The organism is Faecalibacterium sp. I2-3-92 (assembly GCF_023347315.1).
Classification (GTDB): domain Bacteria; phylum Bacillota; class Clostridia; order Oscillospirales; family Ruminococcaceae; genus Faecalibacterium; species Faecalibacterium duncaniae.
The window spans coordinates 2,791,209-2,812,640 of record NZ_CP094470.1; the positions used below are offsets into that span (position 1 = coordinate 2,791,209).

The window sequence follows — 21,432 nt, forward strand, 5'->3', positions numbered from 1 at the left end:
GGATATAATCCAGACAACAAATCCACCAACCTAGTGGGAAATTAAGATCAAGTTTCCCGGGGTCGTAGAGGATTGGGAAAATCGTTGAAAGGAGGGCACAAAAATGACGCTGATCTGGAAAAACCTGCTCCACGCGAACTTCCGTTGTGGGCGAATGTACACCACCCGGGCAGAATATGGGACCGAGCGCTGTGCATTGCCCTCTGCAGACCGAATGTGTGTGCGAATGTGATGGCAAAGCTGCCAAAGCGCAGAACCTGAATTTTTTGCCCGGTGCACTGAAATGGTGTCAGTGACCGGGATTTTTTATGCGTCAGAATTATACTTTAAGTACAGATAGAGAGGTTAATTACTATGTCTAACTATAAATTTGAGACCCTGCAGCTTCACGTTGGCCAGGAGCAGGCCGATCCCGCAACCGATTCCCGCGCCGTGCCCATCTACCAGACCACTTCCTATGTGTTCCGCAACAGCCAGCACGCCGCTGACCGTTTCGGTCTGGCCGATGCAGGCAACATCTACGGCCGCCTGACCAACTCCACGCAGGATGTGTTCGAGAAGCGCATCGCTGCTCTGGAGGGCGGCGTGGCTGCTCTGGCCACCGCTTCCGGCGCTGCCGCCATCACCTACACCATCGAGGCGCTGGCACAGGCCGGTGACCACATCGTGGCACAAAAGACCATCTACGGCGGCAGCTACAACCTGCTGGAGCACACCCTGACCCAGTTCGGCGTGACTACCACCTTTGTCAACGCTCACGATCTGGCCGAAGTGGAGAACGCCATCCAGCCCAACACCAAGGCCGTCTATCTGGAGACGCTGGGCAACCCCAACAGCGATATCCCCGACATTGATGCCATTGCCGCCATTGCCCACAAGCACGGCCTGCCGCTGGTCATCGACAACACCTTCGGCACCCCGTACCTGATCCGCCCCATCGAGCACGGCGCAGACATCGTGGTCCACTCTGCCACCAAGTTCATCGGCGGCCACGGCACCACCCTGGGCGGCATCATCGTGGACAGCGGCAAATTTGACTGGAAGGCCAGCGGCAAGTTCGGCAATATCGCCGCTCCCAACCCCAGCTACCACGGTGTTTCCTTCGCCGATGCCGCAGGTCCTGCCGCCTTCGTTACCTACATCCGCGCCATCCTGCTGCGCGATACCGGTGCCACCATCTCCCCGTTCAATGCATTCCTGCTGCTGCAGGGCACCGAGACCCTGAGCCTGCGCATCGAGCGCCATGTGGAGAACACCAAGAAGGTGGTCGAATTCCTGGCAAACCATCCTCAGGTGGAGAAGGTCAACCACCCCTCTCTGCCCGATCACCCGGATCACGCCCTGTACGAGAAGTATTTCCCCAACGGCGGCGCATCCATCTTCACCTTCAACATCAAGGGCGGCCGCGAAGAAGCCTTCAAGTTCATTGACAACCTGAAGATCTTCTCCCTGCTGGCAAACGTTGCAGACGTGAAGAGCCTGGTCATCCACCCGGCCTCCACCACCCACAGCCAGCTGAACGATCAGGAGCTGGCCGAGCAGCAGATCTATCAGAACACCATCCGCCTGTCCATCGGCACCGAGCACATTGATGACATCATCGCCGATCTGGAGGCAGGCTTCGCAGCCGTCCGCGGCGAATAATCCCCCTGCCCCCCATGCTCTGACAAAAACTCTCCTCCATTCTCCTTTTTGATCGTGTGTGCAAAGAACCGCCGCCCGAAATTTCCGGGCGGCGGTTCTGTTTTTGTGTGTTCGTGTTTTTACAGCCGGCGTTCCAGCCAGTCACCAATGTCAGCAAAGACCTCTTCGCGGTTCAGCTCCACCAGCAGCTCATGCCGGGCGCTGGGGTACAGCTTGACCTCGATGTTCTTCACACCGGCATCCAGCAGGCTCTTGACCGCCCGCTTCACGCCTGCGCCCTGTTCGCCCACCGGGTCGGCATCGCCTGCCAGGAACAGCAGGGGCAGATCCTTGGGCACCCGGGCCAGAAGAGCCGGGTCGTACAGCCGCAGGATGCCGCTGAACATGCTGTAATAGGCGTTCAGGGTAAAGATAAAGGTACAGCGCTCGTCGGCGCGGTAGCGGTCCACCTCCACCGGGTCACGGTTGAGCCAGTCGTGGGCTGTGCGGCCCTCCAACCCCTTGTTGTACCCCAAAAACGAAAGTCTGGCCACCAGTTTGCTGCGGTAGTGCCAGCCATGGAACACGGCCAGCACCCGGCAGATGGTCCTGGCCAGCTGCACCAGCGCTTTGGGCTGGTAGCCGGTGCCCATGATGATGGCACCGTCCAGCTTATCGCCCCACTCACAGAGGTACTGCCGCGCGTAGAACGAGCCCATGCTGTGGCCCAGCAGGAAATAGGGCACGCCGGGATACAGCTGCTTTGTCAGGGTCGTCACAGCGTGCAGATCCTCCAGCAGGGCGCGGTTGCCGTCGGGTTCGCCGAAGTAGCCATAATCCTCTTTGGTGCGGATGGACCCGCCGTGGCCCAGGTGGTCGTTGCCGGTGACAAGGATGCCCCGGGCGGCCAGGTTCTCGGCCAGCGGCTTATAGCGGTCGATGAACTCCACCATCCCGTGGGAGAGCTGCAGCACCGCCCGCACCTCTCCCTCCGGCACACAGCGGAACGCGTGGAGCGTCCGCCCCGGCTGGCAGGACGGCAGGGTAAAGTCGATCATCTGGCTCATGGGCTGCCCTCCTTCTCCGCTTTATTTTTTCATGCTGCCGATCTTCTTGCGGCAGGAGGTGCAGATGCAGTAGCCTGCATACTGGATGGCATTATCGTCCACCTCGCCGCAGAAATCGCAGCTGCCGGTGGGGCGGTATTTTTTGAGGATGATCTCATCGCCCTCCACAAAGATCTCCAGCTTGGCATCGTTGTCCAGCTTCATGCTGGTGCGCAGCTCCTTGGGCAGGACGATACGGCCCAGGCCGTCAACGCCGCGGACGATTCCGGTACTCTTCATAGTTTTTTCTTCTCCTTTGTCATTTACACCTCAGACAGCCATTTTCCAATTTTCTCCCGGCCCTGATCTCTCCTTCAGAGCCTTCAAAGGAAAATTGTGCCATCTCTCCCACTCAGTATACAAAATTTCCAATCATTCGTCAATGATTGCGCGCGGTTTCGACAAAAAGATTTTTCTTTTGCTTCCAAACGCCCATTCTGCCAAATCTGCGGCCGATTCGTTGACAAAACAGCGCACAGCGATTAAACTAAAAGGTAGCTATCCGCAATTTTTTGCCTGTAAATATAAAGGAGCGTTTTTTTATGCCGAGCAATAAAGTCCGCACCCGTTTTGCCCCCTCGCCCACTGGCTACATGCACGTTGGCAACCTGCGCACCGCGCTGTACACCTACCTGATGGCCAAGCACGAGGACGGCACCTTCATCCTGCGCATTGAGGACACCGACCAGGGCCGTTACGTTGAGGGCGCTGTGGATGTCATCTACAACACCCTGCGGGAGACCGGCCTGCTGTGGGACGAGGGCCCGGACATCGGCGGCCCTGTGGGCCCCTACGTTCAGAGCGAGCGGATGGGCATGTTCAAGCAGTATGCCGAGCAGCTGGTGGCAGAAGGCAAGGCCTACTACTGCTTCTGCACCGAGGAGCGGCTGGAGGCACTGCACGCCGAGCAGCGCGCCAACGGTGAGATGACCCACTACGACGGCTGCTGCCGCGACCTGCCCGAGGAGGAGGTCAAGCAGCGTCTGGCTGCAGGTGAGCCCTACGTCATCCGCCAGAAGATCCCCAAGGAGGGCGTGACCGGCTTTGACGATGTGGTCTACGGCCACATCGAGGTCGAGAACAGCGAGATGGACGATCAGATCCTCATCAAGACCGACGGAATGCCCACCTACAACTTTGCAAATGTTGTGGACGACCACCTGATGGGCATCACCCATGTCATCCGCGGCAGCGAGTATCTGTCCTCCACCCCCAAGTACAACCTGCTGTATCAGGCCTTTGGCTGGGAGATCCCCACCTATATCCACTGCCCGCCCGTGATGAAGGACGCGCAGAACAAGCTGTCCAAGCGCAACGGCGATGCCAGCTATCAGGATCTGGTGGCCAAGGGCTACCTGAGCGAGGCCGTGATGAACTACATCTGCCTGCTGGGCTGGAGCCCCAAGGGCGAGTACGCCGAGCAGGAGATCTTCAGCCTGGAAGAGCTCATCAAGATCTGGAGCCCGGACGGCATCTCCAAGTCCCCTGCCATCTTCGACCCCCTCAAGCTGCGGGCCATCAACGCGGAGTATATCCGCCGCCTGAGCCCTGAGGAGTTCCAGAAGAAGGCCGAGCCCTGGATCGATCAGGCCGTGCACACCCCCATCGACAAGAAGCTGCTCTGCGCCAACCTGCAGCCCCGCTGTGAGGTGCTGGGCGAGATCCCCGAGCAGCTGGACTTCTTTGACGCAATGCCCGACTACGATGTGAGCCTGTACGCCAACAAGAAGCAGAAGACCACCCCGGAGACCGCCCGGGAGGCACTGGAAGCCCTGCTGCCCCTGTTGAGCGACGAGAGCCTGGACTTCTCTGACCGCGACACCGTGTTCAACGCCTGCAAGGCCAAGGCCGAAGAGCTGGGCAAGAAGAACGGCTGGCTGCTTTACCCGCTGGGCATTGCCCTTTCCGGCAAGCAGCGCACCCCCGGCGGCGGCACCGACCTTGCCTGCATGATGGGCCGCGAGACGACCCTTGCCCGTGTCAAGGCTGCCATTGAAAAGCTGAACGGGTGATTTTCCTTCCCTTTTCGCAATCATATCCACGGAGGTGTTTTTATGATGTACCCGTTTATGACACTGGACGACAACACCGAGATCGTGCATTCCGAGATGCAGCCAGACCACCGTGTAAAGGTCTACATCGAAAAGCCCGACGAGAAGGATTGTTTCCACTCTGCGGTCTGCTATCTGCCGGATTATACCTGGGAGGATGTCAGCGGCTTCACCCCTGCTGAGATCGACCGCTACCAGAAGTTCCTGGAATCCACTGCACATCTGATCCTGCAGTTTTCCCAGGAAGGAGGGGTAGAAAATGCCGCAGGTTTTTAAAATCGGTTCCTACTGGGTCTACTTCTGGGCCAACGAAAATGATCCGCTGGAACCCATTCATGTCCATGTTTCACAGGGTGCTCCCAGCAGCAACGCGACCAAGATCTGGATCACCCGGGCCGGGAAATGCTATCTGTGCCACAACAATTCCAACATTCCGCCCCGTGTTCTGCGAAACATCATGGCCATTATCGAAGCACGAAGCGATGAAGTGATTGCCAAATGGATGAATTTCTTTGGTGAAGTGCGCTATTTCTGCTGATTTGAGCCGCTTCCCCGCATGACCCCATAAAACGCCGCGCGCCCGCGCTACAGTATATGCAAAGGGCGCGGGAAACAGAACATTGCAAAAGATCCCCGCCGGAAAGCGGGGATTTTTTCATGCCGGAAACCACAAAACTGCACCCGAAGCAGCCTGTTGCCGCCGCGTTGGCCTCCCGGGCGGCGGTACGCCCGGCCCTGCGGCAGGGCGGGGCCTTTGCGCTGGGGCTTGCTGGGGGCTGGGCCGTTCTCTACGGGGCCCTGCTTCCCTTTGGACTGGGGCTGACATTGGGCCTGCCTGCGGACTGCTTTGCCGCCTGCGCAGCCGGAGCTGCGCTGAGCATCCTGTTCCACGGGTTCGGGGCGTTTTCACTGGACAGCCTCTGCCTGCTCTGCGCCGTGGGGGCGGCCGTGGCCGCCCGATGGCTCTGGCCCGGCAGGCTTCGTCCGGCATTTCTGGCCGGGTGCGGGGCGCTGGTGCTGGGAGGTGCCTGCTTTGCGCTGGGGCCCGGCGGGGCAGGCTTCACGCTGGTGTTCTTCTGCGGGGCAGATGCCCTGCTGGCAGGCGGCTTCGGCTATGCGCTGCAGCGCTTCCCACCCGAAAAGCCCGGTTTTGGCACCCTGCTGGCCGCTTCTGCCGTGGCGGCGGCGCTGGGCGGGCTGCGCTTCGGCCCCCTCTGCCTTGGGGCAGCGGCCTGTGCCATGGTGGATGCTGCCCTCTGCTGCCGCGGGCAGGAAAAGCCCGCGCTGGCCTTTGCTGCCTTCACCGGGGCCGCGCTCTGCGCCGCAGACCCTTCCCTTGCCCCGGCGGCGGTGGGGCTCTGCTGCGGCACGGCGGCAGCGGTCCTGCTGGCCCCCGGGCGGCGGGCTGAGACCCTTGCCGCCTGTGCAGGCGGGTGTGTGCTGGGGGTGCTCTGTGTTCCCGCCCCCGGCACGGCTCTGCCCCTGCTCCTCAGCGCCGGGCTGGGCTTTGCGGCCCCCGCCTTTTTCCCTAAACATTGGCTGACACCGGTGCCGGAAGCCCCCGCGCCGCCCGAGGAGCCGCCCCGGCTTTCTGCCGCCGCCACCCGGCTGGAAGCAGTGGCCGAGAGCCTTTCCTCGCTGGCCGAGACGGTGAACGCTGTATACGATGCGTTTCCCCGCCGATGCGACACCTTCCGCTGGGTCATCGACAACACCCACGACAGCCTGTGCTTCAATTGCGGGCGGCGGGAAACCTGCTGGAAGCAGGAATACACCGCCACGCTGGAGGGGATGAACGCCCTGCGGCCCATTCTGGAACAGCAGGGCCATCTGCAGACCAGCGACCTGCCCGGCCAGCTGTCCAGATGCATCCACCCGGCGGCGCTCTGCGCGGCGGCAAATCGCTCCTTTGCGCTCTACCGGAGCCGGAAGGAAGCCCACGTCCACGCTGAGGCCATGCGCACCGCCCTGACCGAGCAATACAGCGCCATGGCCGATGCCCTGAGCGTACTCAGTGAGCAGCTGGGCCGCCCCGGGAACCCGGAGCCTTACAAATCCGGGCGGGTGGCCGCGTTTTTTGCCAGCCTGGGCACGCCGCCGCTGGAATGCGCTGTCACGCTGGACGACCTGGGCCGGACACGGGCGGCGGTCACCCTGCCCCGTACCCGCTTTTCTTCCCCCGAGCTGGCCGCGCTGGCGCAGGAGACCGGACGCATCTGCCGCCGGGACTTCGACCCGCCGCAGGTGCTCTCCTGCAAAGGGATGACCACCCTGCTCTTCTGCGAAAAGCCCGCCCTCCGGGCTGTGTTCGGAACTGCAGGCACGGCGGCAAAGGGCACTGTCTCCGGGGATGCGGTCCAGCAGTTCTGCAGCCCGGCCGCTGCCCAGATGATCCTGTGTGACGGCATGGGCACAGGCCGCCCGGCCGCCGTGGACGGCAGCCTTGCCGCCGAGCTCACTGCCCGCCTGTTGAAAGCCGGCTTCACCGCTGAGCTGGCGGCACGGCTGGTCAATGTGGCGCTGGCCCTGAAAAGCGATGAGGAGAGCGGAGCCACCCTCGACCTGATCAGCGTGGACCTTTACACCGGCACGGCACGGATCTTCAAGGCCGGGGCCGCCCCGGGCTTTCTGGTGCACGGCGGCCGTGCCCGTCCGGTGGGCGATATCAGCCTGCCCATCGGCATTCTGGGCAGCGTGAACGGCCAGAGCCGGGTGGTGCATCTCGCCGCCGGGGACTATGCCGTACTGGTCTCGGACGGTCTGCTGGTGGACGGCCCCGGCTGGGTGGCCAAGCAGCTGGAGCTCTCCGCCGCCGCAGGCGACCCGCCCGAGAAGGTGGCCCGGATCCTTGTGGAGACCGCCCGCGCCCGCGCCGAACAGACCGGCCGACCCGATGATATCACTGCCGCCGTGCTCCGGTTAGAGCCCTGCGGACATTGAAAATTTCACAAAAGGGGCATATAATAGCCTTATCTTTTACAAGGGAGGACTGCCCATGTTAAAACTCACCGTTTCCCAGGATGGCAGCGGCGATTTTGCCAGCATCTCGGAGGCCGTGCTGGCGGTGCCCTACGAGCTGGAAGCAGAGATTTGCATCGGGCCCGGCATCTACCGGGAAAAGCTGGTCTGTGAAAAACGGGCGCTCACCCTGCGGGGCGCGGGAGCTGATGCCACCACCCTGATCTTTGGGGACGGCGGCAAGCTGCCCCACCCGGATGGGCGGCCCACCCACACCTTCCGCAGCTACACCGCTTTTTTCAGCGGCGGCAGCGTAACGGTGGAGGATCTGACCATTGCCAACGATGCCGGTCCGGGCAGTGCCGTGGGGCAGGCCATTGCCGCCTATGTGGATGCCGAAAAGGCCGTGTTCCGCCGGGTAAGGCTGCTGGGCAACCAGGACACGCTCTTCTGCGCGCCCCTGCCCGAGGCTGAACGGGAGAAGGACGGTTTTCTGGGTCCCCGCAAGTTTGCGCCCCGCCGCCCCTCGGCGCAGTATTACCAGAGCTGCGAGATCGCGGGGGACATCGACTTCATCTTTGGCGGGGCCGATGCCCTGTTTGAGCAGTGCATCCTGCGCACGGTAGACAACCACCTTTCCCATAGCTACATCACCGCCCCCTCGGGCAGCGCCAACGGGCTGGGCTTCGTGTTCTGGGACTGCGATTTCGTCTCCGACTGCCCCGCCGGAACGGTCTATCTGGGCAGGCCCTGGCGGCCCACCGGCAAGACTGCCATGCTGGACTGCCGCCTTGGAGCCCACATTGCACCGGAGGGCTTTTCCGGTTGGAATGACCGCACGGACACCTGCCTTGCCCGCTTTGCCGAGGCCGGAAGCAGCGGCCCGGGGGCACGCCAGCGCCCGGACTGGGTCGCAGCGCCCTCTGCCGCCGATGCCGCCGCCCTGCTGGCCCGGGCGCGGAAGCTCTGCCGCCCCTGAGATCAAAAACAAAGGAATACGAATATGAAAAAACTCCCCAACGCCGTAAAATGGCTCATTATCGTGGTGGTGCTGGCCCTGATGGGCTGGATGCTGGTCAAGGTGAACGACCGCGCCTCCCGCGTGAAGATGCCGGAACCGGACAACAGTCTGGGCATTTACCGGAAAGCAGATGCTTAAAAAGAGCGGCCCTCTCCGTCATTCCGAAACAATGACGGAGAGGGTCGTTTTACTTTGTATCCGTTGCAATGAACCAGAAGGTCGTGCCTTTGCCCAGCGTGCTCTGCACGCCGAAGCGGAAGCCGTGCTGCTGGAAGATGGCCTTGGTGATGGAAAGCCCCAGGCCGGTGCCCTGCTTGCCCGCATCGGAGCGGGAGCGGTAATACCGGTCAAAGATATAGGGCAGATCCTCGGCACAGATGCCGGGGCCGTGGTCCTCGATCTCCACCCGGACTCCCTCGGGCACCTTAGAGGCCCGCAGGAGGAAGATGCCGTCCCCGCCGATGTGGTGCATGGCGTTGCCCAGCAGGTTGTGGAGGGCGCGCTGCATCATGTTGGGGTCGGCATAGACAGGCAGCTCCTCCTCCGGCAGTTCCAGCTTGAGCTGCCAGCCATTTTGGGCACAGACCGCGTCATAGCGCTCACTGACCTCATCGCAGAGCTGGCCCATATCAAAGTGGACCTTCTCGCACTTTTCCGCGCCGCTGGTCACCTTGCTCAGCTCCATGACGCTGGAGACCAGCGCTGTCAGCCGGTCGGCCTCATCCACGATGATGTTCATCTGCTCGTCCCGGTGGGCCTTGTCGTCGCCGGTGATGTCCCGCACCGTCTCCGCATAGCCCTTGATGAGGGTCAGCGGGGTGCGCAGGTCGTGGGAGACATTCGCCAGCAGGTCGCGCTGCATCTGAGCCGCGTGCTGGACTTCCTTGGCCATGTGGTTGAACTCCTGCGCCAGGTCGCCCAGTTCGTCCCGGCGGTTGGTCTCCACCTGAACGGCATAGTCGCCCTGTGCCACCTGCCGGGCCGCGCCCGAAAGCTGGCGCAGGGGCTTGGTGAACCACTCGCTGAACAGCCACGCCGCGCTCATGGAAAAGGCAAAGATCAGCGCCGCCGCCAGCGGCAGCACCGTGCTCATCACCTCGCCAGCCTCCGAGACATGCATCAGGCTGGTGGTCACCAGCACAGTGTAGCTGCCGTCGGAGGTCGTTCTGCCCACCATCAGCTCCACCGTGCCCGAGGGCGTGGGCGGGTTGATCTTCCGCACACAGCTGCCGGTCTCGCGGCAAAGCTGGCGCATGGCGCGGGCGGTGCTGTAAGAGGGCAGCTCGCTGTTTTCATCGGTGGGCCGGGTGCGGTGCAGGTTGCAGTAGGAGAGGTTCTCCACCTTGAAGATCTGCCGCAGCGTGACATCGGAGATATCCACGCAGAAGCTGCTCATGCCGCCATTTTCGTAGATTTCGCTGCTGAGCTGGTTGAAAAACTGGCTGTTGACATAGAGCTGACTGCCGAACCCCCAATAAGAGAGGGTCTGGCCGTCGGCAATGGCATCGTCCAGTTTCTGCACGATGGCATCTGCCTGTTCGGTCAGCTGCTTCTGGATATGGGTGGTGTACAGGGGCTCCAGCAGCTGGGTGCACAAAAACCAGAACAGCACCAGCAGCAGCAGACAGATGAAGCAGAGGAACCACATCAGCTGCCCGCGGATGCCCACGGTACGCCGCTTTTTTTCGGGTTGCCGCATCAACCGCAAACCTCCTGTTTAACGCGCTGCATCCGGGTCGAACTTATAGCCGATGCCCCACACGGTGGCAATATAGCCCCGGCATTTGCCCAGATGGCCGCGCAGCATCTTGACATGGGTATCCACGGTGCGGTCCTCGCCAAAATAGTCGTAGTTCCACACCTTCTGCAGGATCTTCTCCCGGCTCAGGGCAATGCCCTTGTTGGAGGCCAGGAACACCAGCAGGTCAAACTCCTTGGGGGTCAGGCTCACATCCTCGCCCGCCACCCGCACGGTATGGCTGGCCGTGTCGATGGTCAGTTCGCCGAAGGTCATGGTGCCGTCCGATGCCTCGGAGCGAGGCATGGTGCGGTTGAGCACCGCCTTGACACGGGCCACCAGCTCCCGCGGGGAGAAGGGCTTGACCACATAGTCATCCGCGCCGCCTTCCAGACCGGCCAGCTTGTCATACTCCTCGCCGCGCGCGGTCAGGATGATCACCGGCGTGTTGATGTGGCGGGCGCGCATCTCGCGCAGGCAGGTCATGCCGTCCATAAAGGGCATCATCACATCCAGGATCACCAGATCAAAACCGCCGCCGCTCAGCAGCGAAAGGGCGGCAGAGCCGTCGCCCGCTTCCTCGCAGACATAGCCTGCATATTGTAAATGCTCCCGGATCAGTTCCCGGATGCGGGGTTCATCATCAACGATCAGTATCTTTGCCATCTGAGGTTTCCTCCTCGTTATCAAAATAGCTCCAGTTTCTAGGGGTATCATAATATAATTATTGGAAAATTTTGTGAAGTTTAAGTGAATGGTTTGGAAAACCGCCGCCCCATTTCTTTTAGTATACCACAAAAGCCCCGCAAGAAACAGCAGGAGCCTGCCGCCCGCTTGCTTCTCTGCTATAAAGTGTGCTATACTGATTTGATAAAACAACCATCAGAACAAAGGAAATCTGCCTATGCGCATCGGATTCGTTGAACTGCTTCTCATCCTGCTCATCGCGTCACTGACCATCGGGCCCAGTGCGGCCCTGTGGGTAGACCGCTGGCTTCGCCGCGCCAACCGGGCCAGCGCCGCCGCTGCCCGCCGCCGGGCCGTGCAGGAGGCCCAGCGTGCCGCCGAGCGGGAGGAAGTGCTCCAGAGGTTCCAGAAATTGAGCATCGTGTTTACGCTGGCCGCGGTTGCTGCGCTGGTCTGGGCGCTGGTGCTCCGGCCCATTGAGGCCCCTCCCAAAGCCTACACTGCCCCGGATCACCGGCAGGCCTCCGGCGCGGCACAGGCAGAGCTTTCCACCGACCGCAGGGAGATCTGGGATCTGGGCGGGTATCAGGGTGTGGACTGCATCCGCACCCGGGATGGCCTTGTCTATGCGGCGGCGTGGAACGGCTCCTCCCTGAAAAAACGCACCAGCGATCTGGTGCGCACCGACGGCGGCAACGCTGCGGTCATCCTGAGCGTAGAGGGCGAGCTGACCGGCTTTGCGTTCGATGCTGCGGGAGACCTGTGGCTCACAGTCCTCACCCCTGCCGGGGGCACCCTTTGCCGCGCCCGGCACGACAGCTGGGGCGCTTCGGTGGAGCAGGTGGTCACGCAGATCGACGGTGCCCCGCTGGGGGCCCTTTCTGCCGTGGAGGTCGGTGCGGACGGCAAGGTCTACTTTGCCGTGGTCGGGCAGGAGAGCGCGGAACAGGGGCTGGAAAGTGCCCTGCGCACCGAGCTGCTGGCCCACACCGGAACAGGTGCGGTATACGTTTATGATCCCGCTGCCCGCACCGTGGAGCAGGTGGTGGGCGGCATTGCCGGAGCGTCCGGCCTTGCGCTGGACGAGCGCACCCAGACCCTCTACATCTCCGACCTCGGCAGCCGCTGCATCTGGAGCGCGGCGGCCTCTGCCCGCAGCCTGACCGCAGGGGGCAAGGGCTGTCAGAGCAGCTTCAGCGGGCTGCCGGGCTATCCCGGCGCGCTGGCGCTGGATGAGGACAGCACCCTCTACATCAGCTACCGCTGGGCCAGCTCCAGCTGGCTGGAACGCCATGCAGGCAGCACCTTCCTGCGCGGCGTGGCCCTGCGGCTGAGCGAATCGATGCAGGAGAACCTGTTTTCCCTGCCCGCCGACGGCATCCGCGCCGAGGCCGTTTCCACCGCCAGCGGAAGCTGGCTGTGGAGCTTTTCCGGCAAGCCTCAGGGCAGCAGCTCTGCCCTCTGCCCGGTGGAGAACCGGGTGTATTTTGGCATTGCGGGAGAAAAAGCGCTTTATTCTGTACGGGTCTGAACCGCTCCGTCACGCTTCGCGTGCCAGCTCCCCTGCCAGGGGAGCCCTTGGCATCCCGGAAAAATTGTTGTAAACGCTTGGGCCCAATCGAACACAGAACATCGGGCCATCGCGGCAACCGATCGATACGAGGTAATTGATATGACAGACGCATTCAAACAACAGATCCAGGCGGAAGCCCGGCAGGCAGTGGAAGAGCTGCTGGAACAGGCAAAGCTGAAAAAAGGCGACGTGTTCGTGGTGGGCTGCTCGTCCAGCGAGATCGTGGGCGGGCACATCGGCAAGGACAGCAGTCTGGAGGCAGCGCAGGCCGTCTACGCAGGCATTGCACCGGTGCTGGCCCAGCGCGGCATCTGGCTGGCGGCACAGTGCTGCGAGCACCTGAACCGGGCCATTATCATTGAGCGGGAAGCCTCCGAACAATACGGCTGGGAGGAAGTGTGTGTCGTGCCCCGGCCCCATGCGGGCGGCAGCTGGGCCACCACCTGCTGGAAGCAGTTCAAAGCCCCCATTGCCGTGGAGGAGATCCGCGCCCACGCCGGTATCGACATTGGCGGCACCCTGATTGGGATGCACCTGCGCCGGGTGGCCGTGCCGGTGCGGCTGAGCCTGAACCGGATCGGGGAAGCAAACATTCTCTGCGCCCGCACCCGCCCGAAGCTCATTGGCGGAGAGCGCGCAAAATATACCGAGGAGGACTGATGCCTTATGGCAGAAAAAACACCGGAAGAGATGCGGGAGGCCGTGCTGGCCATCCGTGAAAAGATGGCCGCTGCTGCCCGGGAGGCAGGCCGCGACCCTGCCGAGGTCCAGCTGTGCGCCGCCTGCAAGACCCGCACCGCTGAAACCGTGGCCGCAAGTGCCGCCCTGCCCATTGACGTGTTTGGCGAAAACCATGTGCAGGAGCTCTGCGCAAACTTTGACGCAGGCGCTTACTGCGGCAAGCCCAGCCATTTCATCGGGCACCTGCAGACCAACAAGATCAAAAAAGTCCTGGGCCGGGCCAGCCTGATCCAGAGCGTGGGCAGTGAACACCTTCTGACCGCCATCGAGAAGGAAGCCGCCAAAGCGGGCATCGTGCAGAACGTCCTGCTGGAGGTGAACATCGGCGGGGAGGAGAGCAAGAGCGGCGTTTCGCCGGAAGCGCTCTGGCCCCTGCTGGATGCCGCTGCCGCGCAGGAGCACATCCGGGTCAAGGGCCTGATGGCCATTCCCCCGGTCAATGATGACGATGCACAGAACCGCCGGTATCTCGCCGCCGTCCATGACCTGTTCGTAAAGGCCGGGGAGCGCGGCTATTCCAACGTGGAGATGCAGACCCTCTCCATGGGCATGAGCGGCGATTATGAGAATGCCATCCGCGAAGGCGCAACGCTGGTGCGCATTGGCACCGCGATCTACGGCGAACGGGATTACAGCAAGAAATAAACCTCTCCGTCATCGCTGACGCGCAGACTGAGAAGTTCAAATCAAGGAGGAACCATGGCAAAGCAAAACATCAAAGACCCCGGAGCACATCACAACAGCAGCGGCGCGCTCATCCGCCGCTTTTTACCCTATCTGGCAAAGCACAAGGCAGTGCTCTTTCTCGACCTGTTCTGCGCCGCGCTGACCACCCTGTGTGACATCTTCCTGCCCAAGATCATGAGCACCATCACCAACTCGGCCATGGGCGTGGGCATCACCCTGACCACTGGCATCGTGCTCAAGCTGGCGGGCATCTACTTTGTGCTCCGCATCATCGACGGTGCGGCCCAGTATTTCATGTCCGGCATCGGCCACATCATGGGCGTGCACATCGAGACCGACATGCGCCGGGATGCCTTTGACCACCTGCTGCTGCTCGACCACACCTATTACAATAACACCAAGGTCGGCACCATCATGGGCCGCATCACCAACGATCTGTTCGATGTGACCGAGTTTGCCCACCACTGCCCCGAGGAATTTTTCATCGCCTTCATCAAGATCCTGGCCTCCTTCATCATCCTGTGCCAGGCCAGCATCCCGCTGACGCTGGCGGTGTTCGCCTGCGTGCCCCTGATGGGCGTAGTGTCCGTTTACCTGAACGGCCGTCTGCGTGCCCGGTTCCGGCAGCAGCGCATCCAGATCGGTGAGCTGAACGCCACCATCGAGGACAGCCTGCTGGGTCAGGGCGTGGTAAAAGCCTTTGCCGCCGAGGAGCAGGAGCGCGCCAAGTTCGAGCAGGGCAACAAGGACTTTGAGCACATCAAGACGCTGGGCTACTACGCCATGGCGGCCTTCAACACCTCCACCCGCCTGTTCGACGGCCTGATGTATCTGGTGGTCATTCTGGCGGGCGGCCTGTCGCTGGTCAACGGCAAGATCACCGCCGGTGACCTGGTGGCCTACATGCTCTATGTCACCACCCTCATCGCTACCATCCGCCGCATCGTCGAGTTTGCCGAGCAGTTCCAGCGCGGCATGACCGGCATCGAGCGCTTTGCCGAGATCATGGACACCCCCGTGCCCATCCACGATGCCCCTGATGCCCGGCCCCTGCAGCCCGGCCCCGGTGCCATCCGCTTTGACGATGTCAGCTTTGAGTACCCGGACGACCACAACAAGGTGCTCCACCATGTCAGTCTGGACATCAAGGCAGGCGAGCGGCTGGCTCTGGTCGGCCCCTCCGGCGGCGGTAAGACCACCCTGTGCAACCTCATCCCTCGCTTCTACGATGTGACCAGCGGCCACATCTACATTGACGGGCAGGACATCCAGCAGGTCACCCTCAAGAGCCTGCGCGAGGACATCGGTATCGTCCAGCAGGACGTGTACCTGTTCAGCGGCTCTGTGGCGGATAACATCGCCTACGGCAAGCCCGATGCCACCCGGGAGGAGATCATCGAAGCTGCCCGTCTGGCCGGTGCAGAGCGCTTTATCATGGCCCTGAAGGACGGCTTCGACACCTATGTCGGCGAGCGTGGTGTCAAGCTCTCGGGCGGCCAGAAGCAGCGCATCGCCATTGCCCGTGTCTTCCTGAAGAACCCGCCCATCCTGATCCTGGACGAGGCCACCAGTGCACTGGACAACGAGAGTGAGATCCTTGTGGGGCAGAGCCTGGAAAAGCTGGCCCATGGCCGCACCACCCTGACCATCGCCCACCGCCTGACCACCATCAAGAACTACGACCGTATCCTGGTGCTTGGCTCCGAGGGCATTGTGGAATCCGGCACTCACGAAGAGCTGCTGGCAAAGCAGGGCGTGTACTACCGCCTGTGGAACCAGCTGCCCGGTGAGGACACCTTATAACAGGAGAACGTTTATGACAGAACGTGAAAAATGGGAAGCAGGTCTCTGGTACGACGCAAACTACACCTCGGAGCTCTGTGCCGAACGAGAGAAAGCCGAGGAGCTCTACACCGAGTTCAACCAGACCCGCCCCTCTGAAAAAGCAAAGCGGGCAGAGCTTCTGCGTCAGCTGCTGCCCCACATGGAAGAACATGTGTTCATTCTGCCGCACCTGTATGTGGATTACGGCTATCACTGCTTCATCGGTGCGGGCACCTACATCAACCACGGTGCTTACCTGATGGACTGCGCAAAAATCACACTGGGCAGGCACTGCTTCATCGGCCCCAACTGCGGCATGTACACTGCCATCCACCCCATGCTGCCGGAAGAGCGCAACAGCGGCCTTGAGACCACAGCCCCCATCACACTGGGGGACAACGTCTGGCTGGGCGGTGATGTCACCATCCTGCCCGGGGTCACCATCGGCTCCAACACGGTCATCGGTGCAGGCAGCGTGGTCACAAAGGATATTCCCTCCGGCGTGGTGGCCGTGGGCAACCCCTGTAAGGTGCTGCGGCCTATCACCGAAAAAGACAGCATCCGGTATCAGAAATAATTGCAACAACAAAAAGCGGGACCGCTGAGTTTTCAACGGTTCCGCGTTTTGTTGTGGAAAATCAGGTGTTATTTTTCTTCCGGTTCATCGTCCAGCTTTTTCCGATTCTTCTGCACCAGATGTGCACAGAATTGGAGCAGCGCAAAGCAGAGCAGACCTGTCGAAACACCAGTAAACGCAGCGCCCATCCAATAGCCATAGGTCAGGCCATGAAGCACCGTAACCGCCACAGCCGCCAGCAGAGAACAAACCGCATTGGCACCCATACTGGAAGAAAGATGGCGGTCCCACAGGCCATTCCGGACGCACTCTGCAACGGTGTAAACACATCCGGCCATAAAAACGACCCCTTCTCCGGTCGCTTTCTCTGCATTGCCCGTCAGCTGCTGAATCACCATTGCGGCCAGCAGACCGCCCCACATCAGCCAGAAGCCACGCCTCTCAATTTGGGACATGGTCTGCTCCTGCATCTCATCCAGAACATTTTTCTTGCTGTACAGTGAAAATTTCATTTCTCATTCCTCCCAGAACAGTTCATCCAGTGTTTTTCCCAGAATTTTGCAGATGCTGCGGCAGAGATTGATGGTGGGGTTGTACTCGCCCTTTTCGATCGCGTTGATGGTCTGGCGCGAGACCCCAGCCGCTTCTGCCAATGCCCCCTGCGTCATATCTTTTTCCGCGCGGGCAGCTTTCAGTTTCAGATTCTTCGGCATCCTGTCACCTCGTCTCTTTCCTGTGAGGGTAAGCTCATTCCCTCTGGATACAGAATAGCACTCACCAGACATTATGTCAAGTATAATTTACTTTTTGTCTTGTATTTTATATTTCAAAAATAGAAAAAGCCCCGTGTCCGGCATATCGCACCGGCACGGGGCTTTGCAATGATTTCAGAAAAACGTTCCCGGCCCGAAGAGGTCACGCTTCCTTTGTTCTCTTTTTATACTGCTCGATGAATCCCAAAGAAGGGCTCTACTGTGGAGACAGATACTCCATTCATTTTCGCCTGCTTTATTCCATAATTTTTCCGCGCCACTGCTTCCACAAATGCACGGTCTTTTTCAGAGGCATTGTAGTAATCCACACCGAACCGCTTACAGGTTGTAAGCAGTTCATCCAACCACGACATGGTTTCATCAGACATTGGAGAAAAAACAATGTCGATATCCTTATCATATGGTTTCATTTGCTTTCCCCCTATTCTTCAAAAAGATACGATGAAAATATATCCTTGGCTGCCTGATCTGCAATCATAAATGTTCTCGGCCCGCCAGGATGTAAGGATGCAACCGGATGCGCTCCAAAATCCCGGAGATAGTGCTGTTCCAGTTCGTCCGTTTTTGCATCAAAAATAACCACGGCAGATTTACAATCGTTTTTTCATCAGCTTCAGGTTCGTTGCTTCCGCCATCCCGAAGCCGCCGTAAAAGTGCATGTGGTGCGCATCATCCGGACAGACCAGTTCAATCATCTGTGCACCACGTTCCCGCACACGCTGTTCCACTTCTTGGAGAAGTAATCTGCCATACCCCTTGTTCTGATACTCCCCGAAAATCAGGATCTCGTCGAGATAATAGAATGTAAAATCATCGTAGCTTTCCAAAAAACCGATAACAAGCCCTGTTGGAATATCGTTGTCATCTTCTTGCATCAGGCAGAGGGAATCCTCCATCGTTACCATCTGACGGATTCGCTTATATGCCTTTTCATAGGTCCAGCACCCGCCAGAATGTTGGTTGTAGTGGTTCATATAAAGCGTTGCTGCTTTTTCAACATTTTCCTCTGTAATAGGGGTATAGTTCATTGATTCAACTCCTTCTTATAAAAAGCCCCATACCCACACATTCAGAGTGCAGGCATGGGGCCATGAAATATCAGGTTTTATTCTCCCACGATGAGCCGCACAGCACCATAGATGCCGGCATCATTGCCGAGGGTAGCGGCAACGATGGGGGTCTCGCGGCAGGAGCTGAAGGCATAGGTCTTGAAATGCTCCCGCAGGGGGTTGAAGAGGACATCTCCGGCACGGGCGACACCGCCGCCCACCATAAACATCTCGGGGTCGGTGGTGGAGGCAATAGAGGCCAGCGCCATGCCCAGGATGTCGGTCATCTCGTCCACCTCACGGGCGGCCAGTGCATCGCCTGCACGGGCGGCATCAAAGACATCCTTGGCGGCAAAGTCGGTGCCGCGCAGGGTGCAGGGGGTGTCCGGGTTCTCGTCCAGCAGCTTCTTCATACAGCGGACCACGCCGGTGGCGCTGGAATACTGCTCCAGACAGCCATGCTTGCCGCAGCCGCAGACCGCCGTCTCGTGGGGGTTGACGGTGATGTGGCCGATCTCGCCGCCTGCACCGTGTGCACCTTCGATGATTCTGCCGTTGACGATGACACCGCCGCCGACACCGGTGCCCAGCGTGACCATCACCGCGCTGCGGCAGCCCTTGGCACAGCCCATCCAGATCTCGCCCAGCGCGGCCACGTCGGCATCGTTGCCCACCAGCACCTTGATGCCATCCAGCAGGCCGGACAGCTGGATGGAGACGTTCCGCTCACCCCAGCCGCCGAGGTTGGCGCAGACAATGGGCACGATGCGGCTGTCCAGCACAGGGCCGGGCACACCGACACCCACGCCCTCCACCTGCTCGGCAGTGATGCCGTTTTCCTGCATCTTGTCCTTCACGGCCTTGGCCAGGTTCCCGAGGATGTGTTCACCTGCATTGGAGGTGTCGGTGGGCACCTCCCACTTTTCCAGCAGAGCGCCCGCCGTGGTGAACAGGCCCACCTTGGCCGTGGTGCCGCCCAGGTCGATGCCGAATGCGTACTCTTTCATATTCATTTACCCCTTCTTTGCGGCGGTCAGGCCGCCGGTTTTCTCATCGTTATCATTATAACATATCCATTTGCAAAAGACAGCGGCTGAAACAGGATTTATGCAAAAAGCCGAAAATTCGTTTCGATTTTTGGCAAAGCAAAAGGCCCTCCCGCAGTGGGAGGGCCGGAAAGCCTTGGGAGAACTTACTCCTCGTCAGAGGATTCCTCTTCGTCATCCTCATCCTCGTCGTCATCATCCGTCTTGGGCTTATAGAAAATGCCGCTGAGGAAGATGCTGATAAAGTACAGCAGGCACATGGGCACAGCCACGAAGCACTGCGACACGATATCGGGCGGGGTGATGATGGCTGCGACCAGGAAGATCAGGACAATGGCAACGCCGCGGCCCTTCTTCATGATCTCGGGGTTTGCAATGCCCATCTTGGCCAGAATGATGGTGACCAGAGGCATTTCAAACACACAGCCGAAGATGATGAACATGGTCAGGCAGAGGTTGATGTAGCTCTCGATGCTGATGGATGCCGTGATGTAATCGGTACCCTCCAGCGTGACGAGGAAGTTCAGCATGAACGGCAGGGTGACCTTGTAGGCGAACAGCACACCTACGCAGAACAGAGCCAGACCGAACAGCAGCACCAGCCGGAAGAAGAATCTCTCGCTCCGTTTCAGGCCGGGTTTTGCAAAGGCGTAGACCTGATACAGCGCCACCGGAATGGTCACGATCACCGCAGCGATCAGGGACACCCGGAAATACTGCATCAGCTTTTCCTGCGGGGCCAGGAACACGAAGGTGTAGTTCGCATTCATTGCCATGGCCGTCAGCAGGTCGATCAGCTTATCCGAAATTGCCAGGAAGCCGATCACGCCCACTACAAACACCGCCGCGCAGATGATCAGCCGGTTCCGCAGCTCTTTCAGATGTCCGGTCAGCGTCATGCTGCCGTCGTCCGACATGACTTCGGCTTTCTTTTTGCGCTTCACGTTGGTAGCCACAAATTACTCCTCGTCCTTCTTCTCAGCCTTTTCCTCGGTCTTGGTCTCGGCAGGCTTGGCGTCGCCGTTCTCATCCACGTCTTCCATACCTTCCTTAAAGTTCTTCATGGTCTTGCCGAACATCTTGCCCAGCTTCGGCAGGTTCTTGGGTCCAAAGATGACCAGAACGATGATCAGAACAATGATAAGCTCCTGAGGTCCGATTCTCATAATAATAATCTCCTTTTTACTCTTGCCGCGCCGCTCTGGCGGGCTGGATTCCAGTTTTTATCCTACAACCGCGGGCGCGGGTGTATCCATGTACTTAGACCTTTGCCTCTTCGGCAGGGGCAGCTTCCTCAGCGGGAACAGCCTCGGCAGGGGCTTCGTTTGCAGCGGGGGCCTCCTCGGGCTTTTCCTCTGCAGCAGGCTCTTCTGCCTTTTCCTCTGCCTTCACAGGCTCAGCGGCAGGCTCCTCCGCCTTGACAGGCTCTTCGGGCAGCTCCTCCACGGTATCCTCCAGCTCGGCCACTTCCTCGACCTCTTCGGCCTTCTTGGCTTCTTCCTTGCTGGTCTTACCAATGTTGGTAAAGCTCTTGGTGACATCCTTCATGCTGTCGTCGATGTCCTTCTTGATGTCGGTCAGGGGAGCAACGGCTTCCTTGATGGGGGCCTGGATCTCGTTCAGGGGCTCCACCACATTCTTCTGGATCTCCTCGGAAGCGGCACCGGTGTACTTCTTCAGCTCCCGCAGCATCTTGCCGAGCTTGCGGGCGTACTCGGGCAGCTTATCGGGGCCGATGACCACGAAGGCCACGAAGGCCACCAGGAGCAGCTCTGTAAAACCAATTTTCATAGCGTTCCAATTCCTTTCCTCTCACACAACAGGCATCCTTTGCGGCCTGTCGTGCTGTTACTGCACAGGGGATGCGGCGCGATGTGCGCCTTTGTTGCCCTATGTATACCGGAAGTGTGTGAACTTCAAATGAACTTATTTTGAATAGTATATGAACAAGAGCAATTTTGTCATCAATTATATAACA

Annotated in this window: 25 protein-coding genes; 12 read left to right on the forward strand and 13 right to left on the reverse strand. The window is 60.0% G+C overall.

Features of this window, described 5'->3' with window-relative positions:
• The first annotated feature begins 354 nt into the window (after positions 1–354).
• Complete coding sequence (locus MTP42_RS13750; protein ID WP_117505808.1) at positions 355–1,644, forward strand: O-acetylhomoserine aminocarboxypropyltransferase/cysteine synthase family protein; 1,290 nt, start codon at positions 355–357, stop codon at positions 1,642–1,644.
• A 119-nt stretch (positions 1,645–1,763) separates the two neighbouring features.
• Here MTP42_RS13750 and MTP42_RS13755 read toward each other — a convergent pair whose 3' ends face one another.
• Both MTP42_RS13755 and MTP42_RS13760 read right to left on the reverse strand, forming a co-directional pair.
• A complete protein-coding gene (locus tag MTP42_RS13755; RefSeq protein ID WP_249257580.1) occupies positions 1,764–2,690 on the reverse strand; it encodes an alpha/beta fold hydrolase in 927 nt (308 codons plus the stop codon).
• Between the two features lie 21 nt (positions 2,691–2,711).
• On the reverse strand, positions 2,712–2,969 hold the full coding sequence (locus MTP42_RS13760; protein ID WP_097771333.1) for an AbrB/MazE/SpoVT family DNA-binding domain-containing protein: 258 nt from the start codon (positions 2,967–2,969) through the stop codon (positions 2,712–2,714).
• Positions 2,970–3,271: 302 nt separating this feature from the next.
• Between MTP42_RS13760 and gltX the strand changes: the two genes are divergently transcribed.
• From gltX to MTP42_RS13790, 6 genes are all read left to right on the forward strand, one after another.
• Positions 3,272–4,741, forward strand: a complete 1,470-nt coding sequence (gene gltX, locus MTP42_RS13765; RefSeq protein WP_097773209.1) for a glutamate--tRNA ligase — start codon at positions 3,272–3,274, stop codon at positions 4,739–4,741.
• Positions 4,742–4,783: 42 nt separating this feature from the next.
• On the forward strand, positions 4,784–5,056 hold the full coding sequence (locus MTP42_RS13770; protein WP_097771335.1) for a hypothetical protein: 273 nt from the start codon (positions 4,784–4,786) through the stop codon (positions 5,054–5,056).
• Positions 5,040–5,318 (forward strand): DUF4160 domain-containing protein, encoded by a 279-nt coding sequence (locus MTP42_RS13775; protein ID WP_097771336.1) that lies wholly within the window; start codon positions 5,040–5,042, stop codon positions 5,316–5,318. The genes MTP42_RS13770 and MTP42_RS13775 overlap by 17 nt, the downstream gene beginning before the upstream one ends.
• A 119-nt stretch (positions 5,319–5,437) precedes the next feature.
• Positions 5,438–7,720: a SpoIIE family protein phosphatase gene (locus MTP42_RS13780; RefSeq protein ID WP_156062232.1), complete on the forward strand. Its 2,283-nt coding sequence runs from the start codon at positions 5,438–5,440 to the stop codon at positions 7,718–7,720.
• Positions 7,721–7,775: 55 nt separating this feature from the next.
• On the forward strand, positions 7,776–8,717 hold the full coding sequence (locus MTP42_RS13785) for a pectinesterase family protein (protein ID WP_156062233.1): 942 nt from the start codon (positions 7,776–7,778) through the stop codon (positions 8,715–8,717).
• A 24-nt stretch (positions 8,718–8,741) separates the two neighbouring features.
• A complete protein-coding gene (locus MTP42_RS13790) occupies positions 8,742–8,897 on the forward strand; it encodes a hypothetical protein (protein ID WP_166444380.1) in 156 nt (51 codons plus the stop codon).
• Positions 8,898–8,946: 49 nt separating this feature from the next.
• On the opposite strand, the gene MTP42_RS13795 is transcribed toward MTP42_RS13790, so the two are convergent.
• A complete protein-coding gene (locus MTP42_RS13795) occupies positions 8,947–10,458 on the reverse strand; it encodes a sensor histidine kinase (RefSeq protein ID WP_005934608.1) in 1,512 nt (503 codons plus the stop codon).
• Positions 10,459–10,476: 18 nt separating this feature from the next.
• Positions 10,477–11,163, reverse strand: coding sequence for a response regulator transcription factor (locus MTP42_RS13800; protein WP_035394613.1), 687 nt, complete (start codon positions 11,161–11,163; stop codon positions 10,477–10,479).
• A gap of 238 nt (positions 11,164–11,401) precedes the next feature.
• Here MTP42_RS13800 and MTP42_RS13805 point away from each other — a divergent pair, with 238 nt between their 5' ends.
• From MTP42_RS13805 to MTP42_RS13825, 5 genes are all read left to right on the forward strand, one after another.
• On the forward strand, positions 11,402–12,715 hold the full coding sequence (locus MTP42_RS13805; protein WP_156069394.1) for an SMP-30/gluconolactonase/LRE family protein: 1,314 nt from the start codon (positions 11,402–11,404) through the stop codon (positions 12,713–12,715).
• Positions 12,716–12,856: 141 nt separating this feature from the next.
• Positions 12,857–13,417 carry a TIGR01440 family protein gene (locus MTP42_RS13810; RefSeq protein ID WP_249257581.1) on the forward strand — a complete coding sequence of 187 codons (561 nt, stop codon included), beginning with the start codon at positions 12,857–12,859 and terminating at the stop codon, positions 13,415–13,417.
• Between the two features lie 6 nt (positions 13,418–13,423).
• Positions 13,424–14,143, forward strand: a complete 720-nt coding sequence (locus MTP42_RS13815; protein ID WP_097771342.1) for a YggS family pyridoxal phosphate-dependent enzyme — start codon at positions 13,424–13,426, stop codon at positions 14,141–14,143.
• Positions 14,144–14,197: 54 nt separating this feature from the next.
• A complete protein-coding gene (locus tag MTP42_RS13820) occupies positions 14,198–15,988 on the forward strand; it encodes an ABC transporter ATP-binding protein (protein WP_005934623.1) in 1,791 nt (596 codons plus the stop codon).
• 13 nt (positions 15,989–16,001) lie between these two features.
• Entirely contained in the window at positions 16,002–16,586 is a 585-nt protein-coding gene (locus MTP42_RS13825; RefSeq protein ID WP_005934625.1) for a sugar O-acetyltransferase, read from the forward strand.
• A 68-nt stretch (positions 16,587–16,654) separates the two neighbouring features.
• Here MTP42_RS13825 and MTP42_RS13830 read toward each other — a convergent pair whose 3' ends face one another.
• The 9 genes from MTP42_RS13830 to MTP42_RS13870 all read right to left on the reverse strand — a co-directional run bounded on the left by MTP42_RS13830 (position 16,655) and on the right by MTP42_RS13870 (position 21,245).
• Positions 16,655–17,098 (reverse strand): DUF6773 family protein, encoded by a 444-nt coding sequence (locus MTP42_RS13830; protein WP_005934627.1) that lies wholly within the window; start codon positions 17,096–17,098, stop codon positions 16,655–16,657.
• Positions 17,099–17,101: 3 nt separating this feature from the next.
• Entirely contained in the window at positions 17,102–17,299 is a 198-nt protein-coding gene (locus MTP42_RS13835; protein WP_005934630.1) for a helix-turn-helix transcriptional regulator, read from the reverse strand.
• Between the two features lie 224 nt (positions 17,300–17,523).
• Complete coding sequence (locus tag MTP42_RS13840) at positions 17,524–17,769, reverse strand: hypothetical protein (RefSeq protein ID WP_005934633.1); 246 nt, start codon at positions 17,767–17,769, stop codon at positions 17,524–17,526.
• An 11-nt stretch (positions 17,770–17,780) separates the two neighbouring features.
• Positions 17,781–17,942: a hypothetical protein gene (locus MTP42_RS13845; RefSeq protein ID WP_249257582.1), complete on the reverse strand. Its 162-nt coding sequence runs from the start codon at positions 17,940–17,942 to the stop codon at positions 17,781–17,783.
• A 7-nt stretch (positions 17,943–17,949) separates the two neighbouring features.
• The gene (locus MTP42_RS13850) at positions 17,950–18,387 is read right to left on the reverse strand and encodes a GNAT family N-acetyltransferase (RefSeq protein ID WP_207684647.1); all 438 of its coding nucleotides are present in this window, start codon (positions 18,385–18,387) and stop codon (positions 17,950–17,952) included.
• A 77-nt stretch (positions 18,388–18,464) separates the two neighbouring features.
• The gene (locus MTP42_RS13855) at positions 18,465–19,415 is read right to left on the reverse strand and encodes an ROK family glucokinase (RefSeq protein ID WP_097773228.1); all 951 of its coding nucleotides are present in this window, start codon (positions 19,413–19,415) and stop codon (positions 18,465–18,467) included.
• A gap of 185 nt (positions 19,416–19,600) precedes the next feature.
• Entirely contained in the window at positions 19,601–20,410 is an 810-nt protein-coding gene (tatC, locus tag MTP42_RS13860; protein ID WP_156066665.1) for a twin-arginine translocase subunit TatC, read from the reverse strand.
• Between the two features lie 3 nt (positions 20,411–20,413).
• Positions 20,414–20,620 (reverse strand): twin-arginine translocase TatA/TatE family subunit, encoded by a 207-nt coding sequence (tatA, locus tag MTP42_RS13865; RefSeq protein WP_005934643.1) that lies wholly within the window; start codon positions 20,618–20,620, stop codon positions 20,414–20,416.
• 94 nt (positions 20,621–20,714) lie between these two features.
• Complete coding sequence (locus MTP42_RS13870) at positions 20,715–21,245, reverse strand: Sec-independent protein translocase subunit TatA/TatB (protein ID WP_249257583.1); 531 nt, start codon at positions 21,243–21,245, stop codon at positions 20,715–20,717.
• Between the last annotated feature and the right edge of the window lie 187 nt (positions 21,246–21,432).

Bases quoted from the DNA above. Each gene is read 5' to 3' on its own strand.
- MTP42_RS13840 (WP_005934633.1), bottom strand. From the start codon at position 17,769: ATGAAACCATATGATAAGGATATCGACATTGTTTTTTCTCCAATGTCT.
- gltX (WP_097773209.1), top strand. From the start codon at position 3,272: ATGCCGAGCAATAAAGTCCGCACCCGTTTTGCCCCCTCGCCCACTGGC.
- MTP42_RS13850 (WP_207684647.1), bottom strand. From the start codon at position 18,387: ATGAACTATACCCCTATTACAGAGGAAAATGTTGAAAAAGCAGCAACG.
- MTP42_RS13825 (WP_005934625.1), top strand. From the start codon at position 16,002: ATGACAGAACGTGAAAAATGGGAAGCAGGTCTCTGGTACGACGCAAAC.
- MTP42_RS13810 (WP_249257581.1), top strand. From the start codon at position 12,857: ATGACAGACGCATTCAAACAACAGATCCAGGCGGAAGCCCGGCAGGCA.
- MTP42_RS13755 (WP_249257580.1), bottom strand. From the start codon at position 2,690: ATGAGCCAGATGATCGACTTTACCCTGCCGTCCTGCCAGCCGGGGCGG.
- MTP42_RS13855 (WP_097773228.1), bottom strand. From the start codon at position 19,415: ATGAAAGAGTACGCATTCGGCATCGACCTGGGCGGCACCACGGCCAAG.
- MTP42_RS13805 (WP_156069394.1), top strand. From the start codon at position 11,402: ATGCGCATCGGATTCGTTGAACTGCTTCTCATCCTGCTCATCGCGTCA.
- MTP42_RS13815 (WP_097771342.1), top strand. From the start codon at position 13,424: ATGGCAGAAAAAACACCGGAAGAGATGCGGGAGGCCGTGCTGGCCATC.
- MTP42_RS13775 (WP_097771336.1), top strand. From the start codon at position 5,040: ATGCCGCAGGTTTTTAAAATCGGTTCCTACTGGGTCTACTTCTGGGCC.
- MTP42_RS13760 (WP_097771333.1), bottom strand. From the start codon at position 2,969: ATGAAGAGTACCGGAATCGTCCGCGGCGTTGACGGCCTGGGCCGTATC.
- MTP42_RS13870 (WP_249257583.1), bottom strand. From the start codon at position 21,245: ATGAAAATTGGTTTTACAGAGCTGCTCCTGGTGGCCTTCGTGGCCTTC.
- MTP42_RS13795 (WP_005934608.1), bottom strand. From the start codon at position 10,458: ATGCGGCAACCCGAAAAAAAGCGGCGTACCGTGGGCATCCGCGGGCAG.
- MTP42_RS13750 (WP_117505808.1), top strand. From the start codon at position 355: ATGTCTAACTATAAATTTGAGACCCTGCAGCTTCACGTTGGCCAGGAG.
- MTP42_RS13830 (WP_005934627.1), bottom strand. From the start codon at position 17,098: ATGAAATTTTCACTGTACAGCAAGAAAAATGTTCTGGATGAGATGCAG.
- tatA (WP_005934643.1), bottom strand. From the start codon at position 20,620: ATGAGAATCGGACCTCAGGAGCTTATCATTGTTCTGATCATCGTTCTG.
- MTP42_RS13780 (WP_156062232.1), top strand. From the start codon at position 5,438: ATGCCGGAAACCACAAAACTGCACCCGAAGCAGCCTGTTGCCGCCGCG.
- MTP42_RS13800 (WP_035394613.1), bottom strand. From the start codon at position 11,163: ATGGCAAAGATACTGATCGTTGATGATGAACCCCGCATCCGGGAACTG.
- MTP42_RS13835 (WP_005934630.1), bottom strand. From the start codon at position 17,299: ATGCCGAAGAATCTGAAACTGAAAGCTGCCCGCGCGGAAAAAGATATG.
- MTP42_RS13785 (WP_156062233.1), top strand. From the start codon at position 7,776: ATGTTAAAACTCACCGTTTCCCAGGATGGCAGCGGCGATTTTGCCAGC.
- MTP42_RS13770 (WP_097771335.1), top strand. From the start codon at position 4,784: ATGATGTACCCGTTTATGACACTGGACGACAACACCGAGATCGTGCAT.
- MTP42_RS13820 (WP_005934623.1), top strand. From the start codon at position 14,198: ATGGCAAAGCAAAACATCAAAGACCCCGGAGCACATCACAACAGCAGC.
- MTP42_RS13790 (WP_166444380.1), top strand. From the start codon at position 8,742: ATGAAAAAACTCCCCAACGCCGTAAAATGGCTCATTATCGTGGTGGTG.